Genomic DNA, 15,840 nt, shown 5'->3' with positions numbered 1-15,840 from the left:
GACGGCAGATAACCAGCGTATTCCGCCTGGCTGTCCTCCGCCGATTCCGCGCTACTTATTTCGGCTCGCTGCTCACGTGATGCGCCTGGAAGTCCGTGCCGGGAGCCGCCGGCGAAGCCGAAGCATCCCCCACAAGGCCAGCAGCACTGCCAAGAGGCCCAGGGCCCAGCCCAGTGCGGGCTGGGCCGTGAGTTCGGCGGCCACAGTGATGACCAGCAGGACCAAGGCCCAGAAGCCGAGAAAACCTATCACGAGGTCGAAATCTTCCGCCGATTTCACCCGCGAGTGCTGCTCCTTGGCCGGGCCGCCGATGGACGGCCCGGCCGAATCGGGAGTTTGCGTCATTTGACGGCGCCGGCTGTCAGGCCCGCCACGATCTTGCGCTGGAAGACCAGCACAAGGATCACCAGCGGAATCGTCACAACCGTTCCGGCTGCCATGACGGCGGTGTACGGCTCCTGGTGGGCCTGGGCACCGGCGAAGTAGGCGATAGCGACCGTGACGGTCTTCGTCTGGTCATTGGACAGCTGGCTCGCGATGAGGAACTCGTTCCACGAAGCGATGAACGCCAGGATGGCGGTGGTGAAAACAGCTGGCGCAGCGAGCGGCATGATCACCTTGCGGAATGCCTGGCCTTGCGTGCAGCCATCAATCCGGGCTGATTCCTCCAGCTCCCACGGCATTTCCCGGAAGAAGGACGTCAGGGTGTAAACCGTCAGGGGGAGAACAAACGAGATGTTCGGAATGATCAGCGCCTGATATGTGCCGTACCAGCCGATGTTCGTGAACAGCTGGAACAACGGAGTCACCAAGGCCACACCCGGGAACATCGAGGCCCCAAGGACAAAGCCGAGGACCAGGAACTTGAAGCGGAATTCAAGCCTGGACAAGGCATATGCCGCGAAAACCCCGAAAAGCAGGGCGACAACTGTGGTTACCCCTGCCACGAAGAGCGAGTTCAACAGGTTCCGGCCGAAGTGGTTGCCCAGGCTTTCGGAGAACACCGTGTTGAAGTTGTCCCAGGTGACGTGGGTGAAGAAAGGCGTCGAATCGAAGGTATATCCAACGTCGCGGAACGCGGTCACGATCATCCAGTAAAAGGGAATCAGGCACCAGATGAAGATGAGCCCTGCGCTGATGTACGTGCGCCCGCTCGCCCAGCGTTCCCGCCGTCGGGCAGCTGTCTTAGGCGCGGAGTCAATGCTCACGGCGGTCATTTGTCCTGCCCCTTGGTGGTCTTGGGTGTGGCTGAGGCGACTGCGTTGGCTCCCAGGAAACGAACGAAGATGAACGCAACGAGGAAGATGATCAAGAACGTGATAGTTGACAACGCCGCTGCTGAGTTGAATCCCTGACGGATCTGGTCAACAACCAAAATGGACAACGTTGTTGTGCCGTTCGAGCCCTGGGTCATGATGGCCGGGAGGTCATACATGCGCAGTGCGTCAAGGACACGGAACAGGACAGCCACCATGAGTGCCGGCTTCACCAGCGGCAGGGTGATCTGGGTGAAGCGCTGCCAAGCCGAGGCGCCGTCCACCTTCGCGGCTTCGTACACTTCGGCCGGGATGATCTGCAGGCCAGCCAAGATCAGCAGGGCCATGAACGGCGTCGTCTTCCAAACGTCTGAAATGATGATCGCCCAGCGGGCCGGCCATTCGCTGCCTGTCCACAGGATTGCGGTACCAAAGAGCTTGTTGGCGATTCCGTCGAAAGCGAAGATGAAGAACCACAGTTTCGCGGTCACGGCCGTTGGAATGGCCCACGGAACCAGGACTGCAGCACGAAGGGCGCTGCGGCCGCGGAACGTCCGGGCCATGATGACGGCCATCCAGAACCCGAGGACAGTCTCCAGGACAACGGTGACCGCCGTGAAGAAGAACGTCGTTCCGACCGCGCTCCAGAATTGGGCGCCGAGGGTGCCAGGAGCACAGGCAGCAGAGCCACATTGCTGGGCCAACCAGTGGACAAAGTTATCGAAGCCCGCGGGTCCGCCCTGGACGAAGACCTTGGTGACCGGGTCAAGGCCCTGGTCCTTCTGGAACGCCATGATAATCGCGTTGACCACCGGGTACACGATGACAACGGCAAGCAATACCAAGGCGGGGGAAATCAACCAGAACGCCCAGCGGCCTTGAGACGTGGCCGCCCGGTCCTGTCCTACTTCTTTTTGAACTTTTTTGGTTTTGGGGCTTGGTGTCTCTGGCGCCCGCTTAGGTTGCGCAAGGGTGGACATTTCCCCTCCTTCCGGAAATTGATGGCGTGCCCCCCGGGCGGCCGTACGCGTAAAGCGCCGGCCGCCCGGGGTTCACTGGAGGTGTCGCTATTGGCTGGCCGAGTTGATGGCCGTGTCCATATCCGTCATTGCTTGATCGACGGACTTGTCACCCTTGATGGCAGCGTAGGCGTTGTCCTGGATGGCTTTGGTGACAGCCGGGTAGAACGGCGTGACCGGGCGCGGCACGGCATTCGAGATCGAGGTCTTCAGCACCGGAAGGTACGGCAGCTGCTGGACCAGGGTCGGGTCGTCGTACAAGGAAGCGAGCACCGGGGCCAGCGAGCCCTGCGTTGCGTAGAACTTTTCAGTCTCTTCACTTGTCATGAAGGTCAGGAAGTCCTTGGCCGTTGCCTTGTGCGCCGAGTAGACGCTGACGGCGAGGTTGTGTCCACCGAGGGAAGAGGCGCCGGGGCCGCTCTTACCCGGGAGCGGAGCCATGCCGAAGGTGTCCTTCACCTTGGACGAACCGTCCGTCTTGGCGAGGTTGTAGACGTAGGGCCAGTTGCGCAGGAAGAGGAGCTTGCCGTCTTCGAAGGACTGCCGGCCCTGTTCTTCCTGGTAGGTCACGCCTTGCGTGGGGATGTTTCCGCTCTTGTAGGCGGTGACCAGGTTGTTGAGCCCGGCCTTCGCCGCCGCCGAGGTCACGGTGGACTTGCCGTCGTCGCCAACGATCGTGCCGCCGGCCGAGTTGATGGCTTCAGCCGCGTTCACGGTGAGGCCTTCATACTTGGCGAACTGTCCTGCGTAGCAGTCGATGCCGTTCGACTTCGCGATGGAGCACATGCTCATCATCTCGTCCCAGGTCTTGGGCGGGGTGGGCACCAGGTCCTTGCGGTAGTAGAGGATGCCGCCGTCCGAGGTCTGGGGTGCCGCGAAGAGCGTGTTGTTGTAGGTCGCCGTCTTGACCGTGGCGGGCAGCATCTTTGAGGTATCGATGCTCATCTTGTCCGTGAGCGGCTGCAGCCAACCCTTCGCTGCAAACTCGGCGGTCCAGATGACGTCCACGTCAACGACGTCGTAATTGACGTTCTTTGCCTGGAAGTTCTGGACCAAATCGTCGTGTTGCTGGTCCGCCTGGTCGGACTGCTCCTTGAAAGTGACCTTCTGGTCCGGGTGCGCCGCATTCCACTTATCGACGAGCGGGCGGACAACGTTGCTGTTGTCTTTGCCCTGGACGTAGGTGATTGGACCGCGTCCGTCGAGGTTCGCTGCGGCATCTCCGCCGCTTGAGGCTGTGCCGCCGCCACCGCCGCCACCACAGGCGGACAGGGACATGGCTAGCACGCCGGCAACAGCGGCCGGCAAAAGGTACTTGCGTGTGTTCATGCTGGGAACTCCTCAGTGAGTGGACCAGGTATTTCCGCTGTGCGGTTGATGTGGTGAGCCTCACATTAGTAAGCTTCCGGGTAGTTATGCAAGCGTTTACACAAAAATATGTCATCGAGAGGAATCCAGTGCCGCACTCCCCGATCCCAACCCCCGGTTCCGACAATTCCGCGTGGTGGGCAAGCGCCGTCGTCTACCAGATTTATCCGCGCTCGTTCGCCGATGCCAACGGCGACGGAATGGGCGACCTTGCCGGGGTCACCGCGAAACTGCCCTATCTGCAAGAATTGGGCGTTGATGCCGTGTGGCTCTCCCCGTTCTACAAGTCACCGCAGGCTGATGCGGGATACGACGTAGCGGACTACCGGGCAGTGGACCCCCTTTTCGGCACGCTGGACGACTTCGACGCAATGCTGGAGAAAGCACACAGCCTGGGCATCAAGGTGATCGTCGACCTCGTGCCCAACCACACCTCGGACGAGCACGCCTGGTTCCGCGAAGCCCTCGCCGCAGCCCCCGGCTCCCCCGAGCGTGAGCGTTACATGTTCCACCCGGGCAAAGACTCCAAAGCGGGCTCCGGGGATGGGGCCCTGGCCCCGAACAATTGGAAATCCATCTTCGGCGGCCCCGCGTGGACGCGCCTGACGAACGACGACGGCACTCCCGGCGAGTGGTACCTGCACCTTTTCGACACGAAGCAGCCCGACCTCAACTGGGAGAACCCAGAAGTCCACGAGGAGATGCGCTCGGTGCTGCGCTTCTGGCTGGACCGCGGAGTTGACGGCTTCCGGGTGGACGTTGCCCACGGTCTGGTCAAAGAAGCCGGCTTGCCGGACTGGGAAGGCTCTGCCGCCATGGTCGAAGGTGGCCTGTCCGCACCGGGCGCCCACAGCGAAGCCGTCGAACCGCACACCGCACACCCCCACATCGCTGCCGGAGCCGTGCCCGCTGCCGGGCCCGTCGCGACCGCCGTCGAGCACACGGTCAAGCCGCCGCTGGACCCGCCGTCGCCCTTCTTCGACCAGGACGGGGTCCACGAGATCTACCGAGAATGGCACAGAGTCCTCGCCGAGTACGACGGGGACCGCATGCTGGTTGCCGAGGCCTGGGTAGAGCCCGCGGAGCGATTGGCCCGGTACGTCCGCAAGGATGAAATGCAGCAGGCCTTCAACTTCGATTTTCTCCTGGCGGGCTGGGACGCGGAGCGCATGGCCGTGGCAATCGAGTCTTCCCTGGACGCGGCGGGATCCGTCGAGGCGCCCTCCACCTGGGTCCTGAGCAACCACGACACCGTCCGGCACCCCAGCCGCTTCGGGCTGGCAGATCCCACCACGTTCCCCAAGGGAATCGCGGCGGAAGACGAACAACCCGACGCCGTCCTGGGCCTGGCCCGGGCACGGGCGGCCTCCATGGTGTCTTTCGCCCTGCCGGGCTCGGCCTATTTGTACCAGGGTGAGGAACTCGGCCTGCCGGAACACACCTCCCTTCCGGCAGACGCTCGCCAGGATCCGTCATTCTTCCGTACCAAGGGCGTGGAGCGCGGCCGCGATGGGTGCCGCGTACCACTGCCCTGGAAGTCCGGGGCGCCCGGCTTCGGGTTCTCGGAGGGGGCGTCGTCCGGTACCGCGGGCGCCGCGGCTGCCGGTGGAGCGCCTGCTGCGCCCTGGCTGCCCCAGCCCGAAGCGTTCGGCGAGCTGGCGGCGGACGTCCAGGCCGGCGTCGTGGGCTCCACCCTCGAGCTGTACCGCTCGGTCCTGGCTTTCCGCCGCACGCATCGCCTGGGCTCGGGCACGTTCCAGTGGGCCGAGGAGCACGATCCCGCCAACGGAGTCCTGGCCTTCCACAACCGCGACGTGCTGGTTGTAGTCAACATGGGTACTGCCGCCCTCCCCGTGCCGGCCGGGCTCCGGGTGGAACTCTCCAGCGATGGCGGCTCGGGCGGGGCCTCGATTGCCCCGGACAGCGGGGCATACCTCGTGGCGAAGTAGGGCCCCTTCCCTTCCTGACCTTCTTTGGCACGGAAACGGGGCCGACACGCAGCAAGTTCTGCGTGTCGGCCCCGTTCTCTAACCAAAGAAGGTCAGGAAGGCGTCGTCTTGGCGTGGAGCCTACTTGCCGCCCTTGAAGAAACCGGCGATCTTCGAGCCGAGGCCCTTGGCGTTCTCAGCCACGTCGCCCACGATTTCCTTGGCGTTCCCGGCAACATCCCCCGCTAGGTCCTTGGCCTTCTCAGCCACGTCACCCGACAGGAACTCCTTGACGTGCTCCGCGGCGTCACCGGCAAATTCCTTCGCGCTCCCGACCGCTTCGCCGGCAAATTCCTTGACGTGCTCCGCGGCGTCACCTGCGACGTGCTTGGCCTGTTCAGCCGCGGCTTCGGCGCTTTGCTTGATGTTGTTGACTTCTTCGCTCATGGTTTTCTCCTTGTTCCTGGCCCAAGTGTTTTGGTCCATCGGCTTGACTACGGACCCAAGGTCCAGTGCCGGCCGGGCAAGCCCAACCAAAGGGAAGAGTTCCCCCTACCCTTCAAACTATGGCCCTGCAGATACCTCTGCAACGCAAAACGCCTGCGAGGTAACATAGCCATCCGATTAACAACGGTCGCGTGTCAGTTCAACGAACGCGCTCGGCCTTGCTGAACCTGGTCCGTGCGCCGGCCCCGATATGGATCAAGACGGGAGTCCGGCGTCCCACCACAATGTCCAGCGCCTCCACGAGCCGGGAGACATCCGCGGCGAGTGCGTGCGGGGAAACGCCTTGACGGGGCTGGACCCTGACCCGGAGCCCGGGACGACCGTTGACCTCGTAGGTTGCCACCGTCACGCCCGCAAGATCCGTACGTTCCGCAAGGGCCGCCTTGAGCGCCTGCTCGGCAAGGTTCCCGCCGATGTTGACGTCCCCGGCAGTCTGAGCGTCGTCGTACTCCGACACGATGAGGTTGGCGCGGCCCTTGCCTTGCTGCGACACCCAGGACACCATGAGCACGATCAGCACAACAAGCACCGCAGCTGCGGCGACCCAAAGCCAGCTTTCCTCACGCCCTGGAATGCGGGTCTGCTCAGAGAGGTACTTGGCGTGTTCCCAGAGCCCGGTGGACCAGCTTTGCCACCAACTTCCGACGGCGGGGACAGTGGCGAGCAGTATCAGGAGAATGCCGATGGCCAATAGTTTCAGGCCAAGGATGCCGATCAGGATGCGGTTGAGGACGTGCGGAGTACCGTTCATGCCCCGATCACCCCGGAAGCGGCGACATTGACCCGGACTGAAGGCATGGGCGAAGGGGCCATCCTTTGAAGTTCATCCTCGACGGCGGCAAGGATCCGTTCCTCGTGCAACGGCACGCCCGAGGTTGGCCGGACGTTGACCACAACCAGCCTCTGCGAAACCACCACCATGACCTGCTCCTGGGTGACGTTCGCTGCCGTCCGGGCGGCCCTGGCCAGCGCCGAAGCGATGACCTCGTCGTCCACCACCACTCCGGCCCGGGGATCCTCAAGCAAGTGACGGGACTTTCGGCCGGGCAGGACTGCGTTCAAGAAGAACATCAGGCCCACCATGGCCACGACCCCGCCCAGGGCACCAAGCAGCAAGGGGGAAATCCCTCCGGGAAGGGCCGTCAGCCGTTCGGCCGCTGTTTGCGGATCGATGAGCCACGGTGGTTGACCAATGGCACGCAGCGCGGATTCGAGGAGGGCATAGAGACAGGCCGCGATCACGAGCGCCGCGGCCAGCGCCGCCATTCCAGCGCGGGGCGAGCGGGTCTCACGCTTGAGGATGCGCTGGAGTCCGACGTCGATCCGGTCGCCGTTGCCTGGGGTCCCGGGCGTGTAGACACCGGGGGTGTCGCCTTCGGCCGTCTGAGTCGGCGCAGTGTCCGGTTGGCTGCGCCGGACGTGCGGGGTCTGGGCGTGGCTCATCGGACGCGGACTCCTTCGCTGACGCGTGCGCCGCTGATCCGGATATCCACGCGGCTCAAGGTGGAACCGCTGAGCTGGGTGACACGCTCAAGAATGGCCGTCTTGGCAGCTACGGCCCGGTCCCAGACCGTTCCACCGTATCCCGCTACCCGCAGGGGGTCCCTGAGGACGTCCGTCAGCGAGGGCACACTGATCGGGGCGACAATCGAGAGTGCCAGCAGGCCGTCGTCGTCCGACCATTCGGCGCGAACATCCTGCGACGAGACCCCAAGCGCTTCCGCGGCGGCTGCCTGGGCCAAGGTGGTGAGCGCCTGGGTGCTGATTCGGTTGTGGCCAGCCAGATTCACGGCGGGCTGCACAGCCTCAGCCGTGGAACTCATGACGACGAGCGGCGGCCGGTGAGGGCATCCAGCACGCTGCGCAGGTCAAGCTTTCCGTCCGCGGCGCGGCCCAGAAGCGCACCGATGCCCATGAAGAGAAGCGCGATGATGAAACCCCACAGCCCGAATTGGAAGGCCATGAACGCCACGAAGGCGCCGATCCCGATTCCGACAACGGTCAAGTTCACTGGAGTGGCTCCCTTTCCGATAATGCGCCTCTTGTTCCGGCTTTGACGGGCGGAGCAACGTAGACGTCGTTGATCTCAACGTTGACCTCAATGACCTCCAGGCCCACCAACGATTCGACGGCACGATAGACGGCCGCGCGGACCTGGTTCGCGACATCATGCAAAGGGTATCCGTAGACGGCCACAAGATTGAGGTCCACGGCCACTTGGGTTTCTCCGACCTCAGCGCGGACGCCTGCGGCGTGGTCCTGGCTACCAACGGCATCGCGGATGGCTCCGAGGGCGCGCGAAGGAGCCGAGCCGAGGGAATAGACGCCTGGAACACCCCTGGCCGCAATGCCGGCAACCTTGGCGACAGCGGAATCCGAGATCACTGTGCGGCCACTTCCCGCCACCGTTTGCCGGTCCTCGGATACCGGAGCCCCAACGGCTTCCGGTTCAGGCGCGGTGTAGCTTTCCTGCTGGTCCATTTAGCCCTCCCCTTCTCTTGAGTACCACCCTAGCGCTTGGCCAAGACAAGGCGGAGACAAGCCGGCCGTCGTCATGAGATTCTGCTGGATCATTGCCGTAAATGGGGCACGCGCGCTGAAATGTCCGCCTTTTAGGCAGAAATCGAATAACCCCAGGCATTTCCATCGCAGCTTAAATGAAGAAAAGCGCCAGTTCCGAAGAACTGACGCTTCCCAGTGGTGGCTCCGACCGGCGTCGATCCGGTGACCTTTCGATTTTCAGTCGAACGCTCTACCAACTGAGCTACAGAGCCTTAGGTGACAATGTCACCATGATTGCCGGAACTTCTTCCGGCAATCAGAGCGACCCTGACGGGACTTGAACCCGCGACCTCCGCCGTGACAGGGCGGCGCGCTAACCAACTGCGCTACAGGGCCTTGCTTGCAGTATCTCTACTACGATTGCGGTATCTCTACCGCTTTTTTCAAGGCTTCCAGCCTACCAGACTTTTCAGCCCGGCTTGACCAGTTCCTTGCGTACCCCCAACGGGATTCGAACCCGTGCCGCCGCCGTGAAAGGGCGGTGTCCTAGGCCGCTAGACGATGGGGGCCTGGAACAATCCGAATTCGCGACGGTCAACAACGCTATGCGTTTACCGCTTCTCGCTCGTCCGAACTGGACTCTAAAACTTTAGAGCATACTCAGGGATATTCCCAAATCGCGCAGCGCGGAACGCAAACGGGGTCTCAAACCAGGACGCAGCGCCAGTCTCAAGCCACCGCTCAAAACCGCCGTGCCAGGGTTGGCGGTTTCTTGTTGAAAGACGTCCGAATTCCGCCAGTCCGTCCAGCTGCTCCCGGGCTAGATTGGCACCATGGCCACAAGCACACCAGTCTCTCCGGCGACCACACCCTCCCGGACCATCAGTAAGCTCGGCATCGCCGCCGTCATCGTCACCGTTGTCCTCTGGGCGTCCGCCTTCGTGGGCATCCGCGCAGTGGGACCCAGCTTCTCCCCGGGCTCCCTGACGCTCGGACGGCTGGTGGTTGCCGCCGTCGCGCTCGGCATTGTCGCCCTGCCCAGGCTCAAGCGCTGGCCCAAAGGACGCGAATGGCTGCCCATCCTCGCCTACGGCGTCATGTGGTTCGCAGGTTACAACCTCGCCCTGAACGCCGCCGAGCACATGCTCGATGCCGGAACCAGCGCCATGCTCATCAACGTCTCGCCGATCCTGATCGCCGTCCTGGCCGGCGTGATCCTGAAAGAAGGCTTTCCGCGCTGGCTGATCATCGGCAGCCTCGTGGCGTTCGGCGGCGTTGCGCTGATCGCGCTCGGTTCGGGACAGCGCTCGACGGCGGATGTCGCCGGAGTGCTGTTGTGCCTCCTTGCCGCTGTGCTCGCCGCGGTGAGCGTGATTGTCCAGAAGCCGGTACTGCGCACGTTCTCCGCTGCACAGGCCACCTGGTTTGGCATCATGGTGGGCGCCGTGTGCTGCCTGCCGTGGGCCGGCCAACTAGTGGCCGAAGTGCAGGCCGCACCCCTTCCGGCCACCCTCGGCTTGGTGTACCTCGGAATTTTCCCCACCGCCATCGCTTTCACCACATGGGCCTACGCACTGTCCCTCATCGAGGCCGGGAAACTCGCCGCCACGACGTACCTGGTTCCGGGCACCACGATCCTGATTTCCTGGGCGGTCCTCAAGGAAATCCCCACCATCTGGGGCCTTGTGGGCGGCGTCATCTGCCTTGTGGGCGTCGGGTTGACGCGGCGCCGTTCCCGCGGGATCACCCCCCGCTAAGAAGCCGGGCGGCCCGGCGCCAAGGTGCGCCGCACCGCCGTCGCACCTCCGCCGCGGCTACCTTGCCATCCCGGCGAGAAGCTCGCGGTGCGTGGGCGGATTGGCTCCCGGACGCCCCACGGTAATGGACGCGGCCATGGAGGCGGTCTGTCCGATGCGTTCGAGAACGGTGGGCGCGAGCCCTTGGCTACCGCGCAGCAGCAGCCCGAGGATCAGCGCAGACATGTAGGAATCGCCGGCGCCAATGGTGTCCGCCACCACCGAGGTCACCGCCGGAACCGTCAACTGGGTGTGCGGCGTCGCCATCAAGGAACCCTGGGCACCTCGGGTGACGACGGCCAGGCCCGCACCGAGGCCCAGGATGTGTGTTGCAGTCTCTTCCAGGGACTTGCCGGGGTAGAGCCAGAACGCGTCGTCGTCGCTGAGCTTCACCACGCTGGTCAGCGGTACGAGCTCCTCGAAAATGCGGAGGGCCTCGCTGTGGCTGCCCAGGAGGTCGGTGCGGATGTTGGGGTCGTAGGTGACGATGCACCCACCCTGGGCCTGCTCCAGGAGCGTCCTGACGTTAGCCGCGCCGGGCTCGAGGAACGTGGCGATCGAGCCCGTGTGGAGCACCTTTGGCGCGTAAGGGAGTGCGGCGGGGCCCAGGTTCCACTCGATGTCGAAGGTGTACTTGGCCGAACCGTCCGCGGCGATCTCCGCAGTCGCCGTCGCGGTCTTCGCAAGCGATTGCGAGCCCGGAAGGACAACCACGCCGGCGCTTGCCAGGTGGGCCGCGATGGACTCGCCCCGGGAGTCGCGCCCGACGGCGGTCAGCAGCCCTGCTTTCACATCGAGCCGCCCGAGGCCGTAGGCGACATTCGCAGGCGAGCCGCCCGGGTATTCGGTCTGGCCTCCAGGCGAGTTGACGATGTCGATGAGCGCTTCGCCGACCACGACGACGTCGAGCGGCTCGGACGCAAGGTGCGAGTGGTTCATGCGTTTCCTGTTCCTTGGTTGGGGAGTTCACTGACTGCTAGTGAATTTCAGGGGCTAACGGTGGTTTTCGGGGGCGCCGCCACGGAATGGCGTTCGACCAGGGGACATTCAAAGTATTCGGTACTGCCATCACGTTCCGCGCCGGCCAGCAGCAGTTCGATGGCGCGCCGGCCCATCTCAAGGAAAGGCAGTTCCAGCGTGGTCAGTCCGGGCCGCAAGTGCGGGGCGAGCGTTTCCTGGTTGTCGAAACCCACCAGCGACACATCGCGCGGGATCGATAATCCGAGTTGGGCCAGCGCCTGGTAGCTGCCCCAGGCGGTGCGGTCGTTGGCGCAGAAGATGGCAGTGGGTGGCTGAGGACCGGTCATGAGCGCCAGGGCATTGTCGAATCCGCCGGATTCATGCCCGTCGCCGATCCTGTGGAGCAGTGGGTCGGCGTCGAGGCCGGCCTCCTTGAGTGCCCGGAGATAGCCCGCATGGCGTCCGACGGCGGCAGGCAGCTCGCCGTCCACCGCGCCGATGTTGATCATCGCGATACGCCGGTGACCCGCGTCCACCAGGCGTTTGGTGGCGGTGTAGCCGCCCAGCTCCTCCTGCGGAGCGATGCTCGGGAACCGCCCGGACCGGTCGCGCGAATTGAGCACGACGGCGGGCACCTCGGCCAGGACGTCTGGTACGTCAAGGACCCGGTGGTACATGGCGGCGTAGACCACTCCGGCCACCTTGTAGGACAGCATGGTCTCCAGCGAAGCGGCCTCGAGGGCCTTGTCGCCACCGGTGTTGACGGTCAGGAGGAGCAGTCCGGCCTCCCAAGCCCGGGCTTGGGCGCCCTCGATGATCTTGCCCGCGAATGGCGCCGTGGCCACGAAGTCGCCGACGAAGCCGATCATCCCGGCAACGCCGTCGCGGAGCACTTTGGCGTGGGCGTTGGTCCGATACCCCAGTTCGTTGGCGGCGGCATGGACCCGGCGTCGGGTTTCCTCAGAGAACCTGGTTCCTGCGGCGTCATTGAGCACCAAGGAAACCGTGGCCTGGGAAACACCGGCTGCGGCAGCGACGTCGTTCATCGTCGTGCCTGAGCGGCTGCCGGGGCGGGTCATGGGCTGGCCTGTCTACTGGGAACTCCGGGGTGCTTGTCACAGGATCCGCACGACTGGCTGGGCTTAACCTGGGGCTGGGTTATACGAATTACCAGCCCGGAAAACTGTAGCTGTCATCACATCCGGCGTCAACGACCGCGCCGCGGACTAGAGTCGGATCATGCCCGCGAATTTACCTCCCGGCCTGCCGATTGTTCCCGACGGCGATGCCCCTGGCGGCCAGCGCATTTCCTCTCCGCTCCCCGGCCCCGGATCCGGGGGTCCCGGGATTGGCGCTGACGCCGCGGCGGCCAGTACCGTTCCGTTCAGTATGTCGCCGGAAGACTTCGAGGCAGCCGTCAGCGATGCATTGCTCCTCATCCCGGACAAAGCTGCCCGCGCCATGGACAACGTGGCCATCTTCATCGAGGACGACTACATCCCGCAGCCTGGAGACGAACCGGACACCGTACTCCTGGGCCTGTATGAGGGCGTGCCGTTGACGGAACGGGACTCTTGGTGGGATGCCGGTTCCCTCCCGGACCGGATCACCATTTTCCGTCAGCCGATCCTGGATATCTGCGGATCCCGCCAGGAAGTAATCGACGAAGTGGCCATCACGGTGATCCATGAGATCGCCCACCACTTCGGCATCGGCGACGACCGTTTGCACGAACTCGGCTGGGGATAGGCTAGAAAGCCACCGTCCCCGCGGCGCCATCCACCGTGATCGTCTGTCCTGTGCTGATCCGGGACGTGGCATCCGGGACGCCCACGATTGCCGGAATCCCGTACTCACGAGCCACGACGGCGCCATGCGAGTTGGGACCGCCCATCTCCATCACGAGTCCCCCGGCGGTCAGGAAGAGGGGCGTCCAGCCGGGATCCGTCGAGGGCGCCACCAGGATTTCTCCGGGTTCAAGATGCGCGCCCACCGGGTCCATGATCACCCTTGCCACCGCCGTCACGGTTCCCGCCGAAGCCGGGGTTCCCAACAGCATGCCGTCCGACGCCGGTGCCCCCGTCGCGCCGCTCAGGAGACCGGCTGGCAGCGCTTCCGGCTCGGTGCCGTCGGAGAGCAGCACGCGTGGCACGTGGCGGCGCTTGAGTTCAAGCTCATAGGCTTCGCGGCGCTGCGCCACGAGCTCGTGGAGATCCTTGCCGTCCAAGCCGTGGCGGGCGTCGTTGAAATCCAGGAAGAAGACGTCGCTGGCATCGTCGATGATTCCCGCTTCCGCCAAGGCCTCCCCTGCTTCCGCAACCTGTGCTCGGACCGCGGCGAAGCCCCGCACGAGGTGGTACTTGGGAAGTTCACGGAGCCCGGCAAACATGCGTGTCCGTTCGAGTGCCATTTTCACGATCCTGGCGTGGAGCGGACTCTTGGACCGCGCACGGGCCACCAGCACGGCGGCTTGTTCCTCGGCGTCGCGGGCTGCTTTTTCGAACTGTTTGTCCGGCGCCAGGCGGGGATCGTCGAGGCGAAGGTAATTGACCAGGACTCCGATGATGTGGGTGGGGTCGTCGGACCAGCGGGGCATGCCCAGGTCGATTTCCGCGATGGCCCGGTGCCCGTAGTCGCGCAGGAACGAGGCCAATCCCGATTGCGCGACGACCGGCAGCTTGCCATCGCGGTAGCTCTCCGCGAGCGCAGCGGGATCGCCACCGGTAAACGCCACCGCGGAAGCGGGATCGTCACGGATACTGGCCGAGAGCCGCCACAGCGCAAGGTCCATTTCGGTGGTGACGTTGTTGGGCAGGCCGCGGATGATGGTTTGGAGCTCACCCCAGGAAGCCTGTTCTCCAAGCAGCTTCCGTACCAGCCCCATCATCGCGAAGCCGAGCGCTACCGGGGGCAGGATATTGGGCAGTATGGGGAACAATTCCGTGCGCAGTATCCGCTCGGCGTGGTCCAGTTTTTCACGGGGGGTGGCATCGGTGGGGACTTCATGCGTGGCCTTCAGGTTCCCGTCCAGCTGTTCCACCTTGCCAAGGGCAACGTCCGGCCGAAAGAGAGCACGCAGCAGCGTCTCCGGAAGGTGGAAGCGGAGCACGATCGGGCCAACGTGCCTGAGCAGTTTGAAAGGCGTCTTGCTGGTGACGGCGAAACGCGGGTCCTCGAACAGGGCACGCATGATGGACGCCGAACGTGCTTCCATGACGTCGAAAATCCTGGGCACGATGGCGCGCCCGGCCCTGCTCCTGAGCACCGCAGTGAGGTCAAAATAGATCCGCTGCCCCGCCTCGTAGTAGGGCGAAGGCCCGTCCCGCGGTTCGGGAACCCGGAATCCCGCCGCGCCGGCCACCGAGGACCCCATGAGCCTGATGCCCGCGAGTCCCATGGGAGTGAGGGGGCGGGTGAGGCCTTGGGCGAGGCTGAAGCAAAGGTACGCGTGGGGACCGGGGACCGCTGGTTGCCGGGTCATTTGCGGGTAGAGCGTGGTGATGGGGCGCGCTTGGGTGAGCCACAGTTTGCCGTCGCCGTCGATGGCCCATTCAGTGTCCTGCGGTGCTCCGTAGTGCTCCTCGACGCGCTGGCCGAGGACCGCGAGCGCCCTGATCTGGGAGTCGGCAAGGCAGGCGTCCCGCGCGGTTCCGCCTTCGGCCCGAGGCTCGGCGTCGAGCCTTTCGGTCCCGCCGCCGGGAACGGAGCGAATCACCAGCTTCCGGTCCCCGATCCGCCGTTCCGTGATCCTGCCGGTGAGCGAATCCACCACAAAGTGGTCCGGATTCACGGCGCCGGAGACCACGGCCTCACCGAGCCCGGGATTGGCGTCGATGACCGCCTCGCGGCGGCGCCCGGTCACCGGATTCGCGGTGAACAACACCCCCGCGGCCTCAGCGTCCACCATCCGTTGGACGACGACGGCGAGCGTCACCGTGGCGTGGTCGATCCCGTTGCTTGCCCGGTAGCTGACTGCCCGGTCCGTCCACAGGGAAGCCCAGCACTTCCGGACGGCCCGCAGGACGGCATCTGCCCCCACGACGTTCAGGTAGGTGTCCTGCTGTCCCGCGAAACTGGCAAAGGGCAGGTCCTCGGCGGTGGCAGAGGACCTGACGGCCACAGGGACATCCGGGCCAAGCGCGGAGTAGGCCGAGCGAACGGCGCCTTCGACGTCGGCCGGGATCCCGGCGTCGAGCACTGTTTCCCTGGCGCGGGCCGCGAGGGAAGCGAGCCCCTCAAGGTCGCCGGGTTCCACGGCCTCAAGGCCACGGAGAATGTCCCGGACGGCTGGCTCGGGGCTTCCATCCGGCTGCAATGCGCGCCGGTAGGCCTCGGTGGTCAGGCAAAACCCGGGCGGGACCGGAAGTCCCGCCCAGATCAGCTCGCCGAGATTGGCCGCCTTGCCGCCGACCTCTGGAAGCATGGTTGCCCGGATCCGGCGCAGCTCGACGATCAAGCGCGATGCCTCCCTGGGCTCTGCGTGCTCCACCATTACCGTCTGCCT

16 protein-coding genes and 3 tRNA genes are annotated in these 15,840 nt (G+C 64.6%); 3 read left to right on the top strand and 16 right to left on the bottom strand.

What is annotated here, in order from left to right:
* Window positions 1-72: 72 nt before the first annotated feature.
* The 4 genes from AC3WJU_RS02550 to AC3WJU_RS02535 all read right to left on the bottom strand — a co-directional run bounded on the left by AC3WJU_RS02550 (window position 73) and on the right by AC3WJU_RS02535 (window position 3,604).
* A complete protein-coding gene (locus tag AC3WJU_RS02550; RefSeq protein ID WP_253257252.1) occupies window positions 73-345 on the bottom strand; it encodes a hypothetical protein in 273 nt (90 codons plus the stop codon).
* Window positions 342-1,217, bottom strand: a complete 876-nt coding sequence (locus tag AC3WJU_RS02545) for a carbohydrate ABC transporter permease (protein WP_059388480.1) — start codon at window positions 1,215-1,217, stop codon at window positions 342-344. The genes AC3WJU_RS02550 and AC3WJU_RS02545 overlap by 4 nt, the downstream gene beginning before the upstream one ends.
* Window positions 1,214-2,236 carry a carbohydrate ABC transporter permease gene (locus AC3WJU_RS02540; RefSeq protein WP_059388479.1) on the bottom strand — a complete coding sequence of 341 codons (1,023 nt, stop codon included), beginning with the start codon at window positions 2,234-2,236 and terminating at the stop codon, window positions 1,214-1,216. The genes AC3WJU_RS02545 and AC3WJU_RS02540 overlap by 4 nt, the downstream gene beginning before the upstream one ends.
* Before the next feature lie 87 nt (window positions 2,237-2,323).
* The gene (locus tag AC3WJU_RS02535; RefSeq protein WP_059388478.1) at window positions 2,324-3,604 is read right to left on the bottom strand and encodes an ABC transporter substrate-binding protein; all 1,281 of its coding nucleotides are present in this window, start codon (window positions 3,602-3,604) and stop codon (window positions 2,324-2,326) included.
* A gap of 128 nt (window positions 3,605-3,732) precedes the next feature.
* On the opposite strand from AC3WJU_RS02535, the gene AC3WJU_RS02530 reads away from it, so the two are divergent.
* The gene (locus AC3WJU_RS02530) at window positions 3,733-5,592 is read left to right on the top strand and encodes a glycoside hydrolase family 13 protein (RefSeq protein WP_492259048.1); all 1,860 of its coding nucleotides are present in this window, start codon (window positions 3,733-3,735) and stop codon (window positions 5,590-5,592) included.
* Window positions 5,593-5,712: 120 nt separating this feature from the next.
* Here AC3WJU_RS02530 and AC3WJU_RS02525 read toward each other — a convergent pair whose 3' ends face one another.
* From AC3WJU_RS02525 to AC3WJU_RS02485, 9 genes are all read right to left on the bottom strand, one after another.
* A complete protein-coding gene (locus AC3WJU_RS02525) occupies window positions 5,713-6,018 on the bottom strand; it encodes a hypothetical protein (protein ID WP_492259047.1) in 306 nt (101 codons plus the stop codon).
* Window positions 6,019-6,217: 199 nt separating this feature from the next.
* Window positions 6,218-6,829, bottom strand: a complete 612-nt coding sequence (locus AC3WJU_RS02520; protein WP_284991866.1) for a hypothetical protein — start codon at window positions 6,827-6,829, stop codon at window positions 6,218-6,220.
* Entirely contained in the window at window positions 6,826-7,521 is a 696-nt protein-coding gene (locus AC3WJU_RS02515; RefSeq protein ID WP_492259046.1) for a hypothetical protein, read from the bottom strand. The genes AC3WJU_RS02520 and AC3WJU_RS02515 overlap by 4 nt, the downstream gene beginning before the upstream one ends.
* A complete protein-coding gene (locus tag AC3WJU_RS02510) occupies window positions 7,518-7,901 on the bottom strand; it encodes a hypothetical protein (protein ID WP_059388474.1) in 384 nt (127 codons plus the stop codon). The genes AC3WJU_RS02515 and AC3WJU_RS02510 overlap by 4 nt, the downstream gene beginning before the upstream one ends.
* Entirely contained in the window at window positions 7,898-8,089 is a 192-nt protein-coding gene (locus AC3WJU_RS02505) for a DUF2273 domain-containing protein (RefSeq protein WP_059388473.1), read from the bottom strand. Before AC3WJU_RS02505 ends, AC3WJU_RS02510 begins: the two co-directional genes overlap by 4 nt.
* Window positions 8,086-8,559, bottom strand: coding sequence for an Asp23/Gls24 family envelope stress response protein (locus AC3WJU_RS02500; RefSeq protein ID WP_492259045.1), 474 nt, complete (start codon window positions 8,557-8,559; stop codon window positions 8,086-8,088). Before AC3WJU_RS02500 ends, AC3WJU_RS02505 begins: the two co-directional genes overlap by 4 nt.
* 217 nt (window positions 8,560-8,776) lie before the next feature.
* Window positions 8,777-8,852: transfer RNA gene (locus AC3WJU_RS02495), tRNA-Phe, on the bottom strand.
* Between the two features lie 50 nt (window positions 8,853-8,902).
* Window positions 8,903-8,976 (bottom strand) — tRNA-Asp (locus AC3WJU_RS02490).
* A gap of 100 nt (window positions 8,977-9,076) precedes the next feature.
* Window positions 9,077-9,149, bottom strand: a tRNA-Glu gene (locus tag AC3WJU_RS02485).
* A 264-nt stretch (window positions 9,150-9,413) separates the two neighbouring features.
* On the opposite strand from AC3WJU_RS02485, the gene AC3WJU_RS02480 reads away from it, so the two are divergent.
* Window positions 9,414-10,337 carry a DMT family transporter gene (locus AC3WJU_RS02480; RefSeq protein WP_332602523.1) on the top strand — a complete coding sequence of 308 codons (924 nt, stop codon included), beginning with the start codon at window positions 9,414-9,416 and terminating at the stop codon, window positions 10,335-10,337.
* Window positions 10,338-10,394: 57 nt separating this feature from the next.
* Here the strand turns inward: AC3WJU_RS02480 and AC3WJU_RS02475 are convergent, their stop codons facing one another.
* Complete coding sequence (locus AC3WJU_RS02475) at window positions 10,395-11,315, bottom strand: carbohydrate kinase family protein (RefSeq protein WP_284991870.1); 921 nt, start codon at window positions 11,313-11,315, stop codon at window positions 10,395-10,397.
* A gap of 47 nt (window positions 11,316-11,362) precedes the next feature.
* On the bottom strand, window positions 11,363-12,415 hold the full coding sequence (locus AC3WJU_RS02470) for a LacI family DNA-binding transcriptional regulator (protein ID WP_492259044.1): 1,053 nt from the start codon (window positions 12,413-12,415) through the stop codon (window positions 11,363-11,365).
* A gap of 160 nt (window positions 12,416-12,575) precedes the next feature.
* On the opposite strand from AC3WJU_RS02470, the gene AC3WJU_RS02465 reads away from it, so the two are divergent.
* Window positions 12,576-13,085, top strand: a complete 510-nt coding sequence (locus AC3WJU_RS02465; RefSeq protein WP_306960768.1) for a metallopeptidase family protein — start codon at window positions 12,576-12,578, stop codon at window positions 13,083-13,085.
* Window position 13,086: 1 nt separating this feature from the next.
* Here AC3WJU_RS02465 and AC3WJU_RS02460 read toward each other — a convergent pair whose 3' ends face one another.
* On the bottom strand, window positions 13,087-15,828 hold the full coding sequence (locus tag AC3WJU_RS02460; protein WP_492259043.1) for a PEP/pyruvate-binding domain-containing protein: 2,742 nt from the start codon (window positions 15,826-15,828) through the stop codon (window positions 13,087-13,089).
* Window positions 15,829-15,840: the final 12 nt, after the last annotated feature.

The sequence above is a fragment of the Arthrobacter sp. FW306-1B-F12A genome (genome assembly GCF_058781865.1).
This window is presented reverse-complemented; position numbering and strand designations above follow the sequence as displayed.

Excerpts from the sequence above, each read along its gene's own strand:
- AC3WJU_RS02550 (WP_253257252.1), bottom strand. The coding sequence starts at position 345 with ATGACGCAAACTCCCGATTCGGCCGGGCCGTCCATCGGCGGCCCGGCC.
- AC3WJU_RS02545 (WP_059388480.1), bottom strand. The coding sequence starts at position 1,217 with ATGACCGCCGTGAGCATTGACTCCGCGCCTAAGACAGCTGCCCGACGG.
- AC3WJU_RS02540 (WP_059388479.1), bottom strand. The coding sequence starts at position 2,236 with ATGTCCACCCTTGCGCAACCTAAGCGGGCGCCAGAGACACCAAGCCCC.
- AC3WJU_RS02535 (WP_059388478.1), bottom strand. The coding sequence starts at position 3,604 with ATGAACACACGCAAGTACCTTTTGCCGGCCGCTGTTGCCGGCGTGCTA.
- AC3WJU_RS02525 (WP_492259047.1), bottom strand. The coding sequence starts at position 6,018 with ATGAGCGAAGAAGTCAACAACATCAAGCAAAGCGCCGAAGCCGCGGCT.
- AC3WJU_RS02520 (WP_284991866.1), bottom strand. The coding sequence starts at position 6,829 with ATGAACGGTACTCCGCACGTCCTCAACCGCATCCTGATCGGCATCCTT.
- AC3WJU_RS02515 (WP_492259046.1), bottom strand. The coding sequence starts at position 7,521 with ATGAGCCACGCCCAGACCCCGCACGTCCGGCGCAGCCAACCGGACACT.
- AC3WJU_RS02510 (WP_059388474.1), bottom strand. The coding sequence starts at position 7,901 with ATGAGTTCCACGGCTGAGGCTGTGCAGCCCGCCGTGAATCTGGCTGGC.
- AC3WJU_RS02500 (WP_492259045.1), bottom strand. The coding sequence starts at position 8,559 with ATGGACCAGCAGGAAAGCTACACCGCGCCTGAACCGGAAGCCGTTGGG.
- AC3WJU_RS02480 (WP_332602523.1), top strand. The coding sequence starts at position 9,414 with ATGGCCACAAGCACACCAGTCTCTCCGGCGACCACACCCTCCCGGACC.
- AC3WJU_RS02475 (WP_284991870.1), bottom strand. The coding sequence starts at position 11,315 with ATGAACCACTCGCACCTTGCGTCCGAGCCGCTCGACGTCGTCGTGGTC.
- AC3WJU_RS02470 (WP_492259044.1), bottom strand. The coding sequence starts at position 12,415 with ATGACCCGCCCCGGCAGCCGCTCAGGCACGACGATGAACGACGTCGCT.
- AC3WJU_RS02465 (WP_306960768.1), top strand. The coding sequence starts at position 12,576 with ATGCCCGCGAATTTACCTCCCGGCCTGCCGATTGTTCCCGACGGCGAT.
- AC3WJU_RS02460 (WP_492259043.1), bottom strand. The coding sequence starts at position 15,828 with ATGGTGGAGCACGCAGAGCCCAGGGAGGCATCGCGCTTGATCGTCGAG.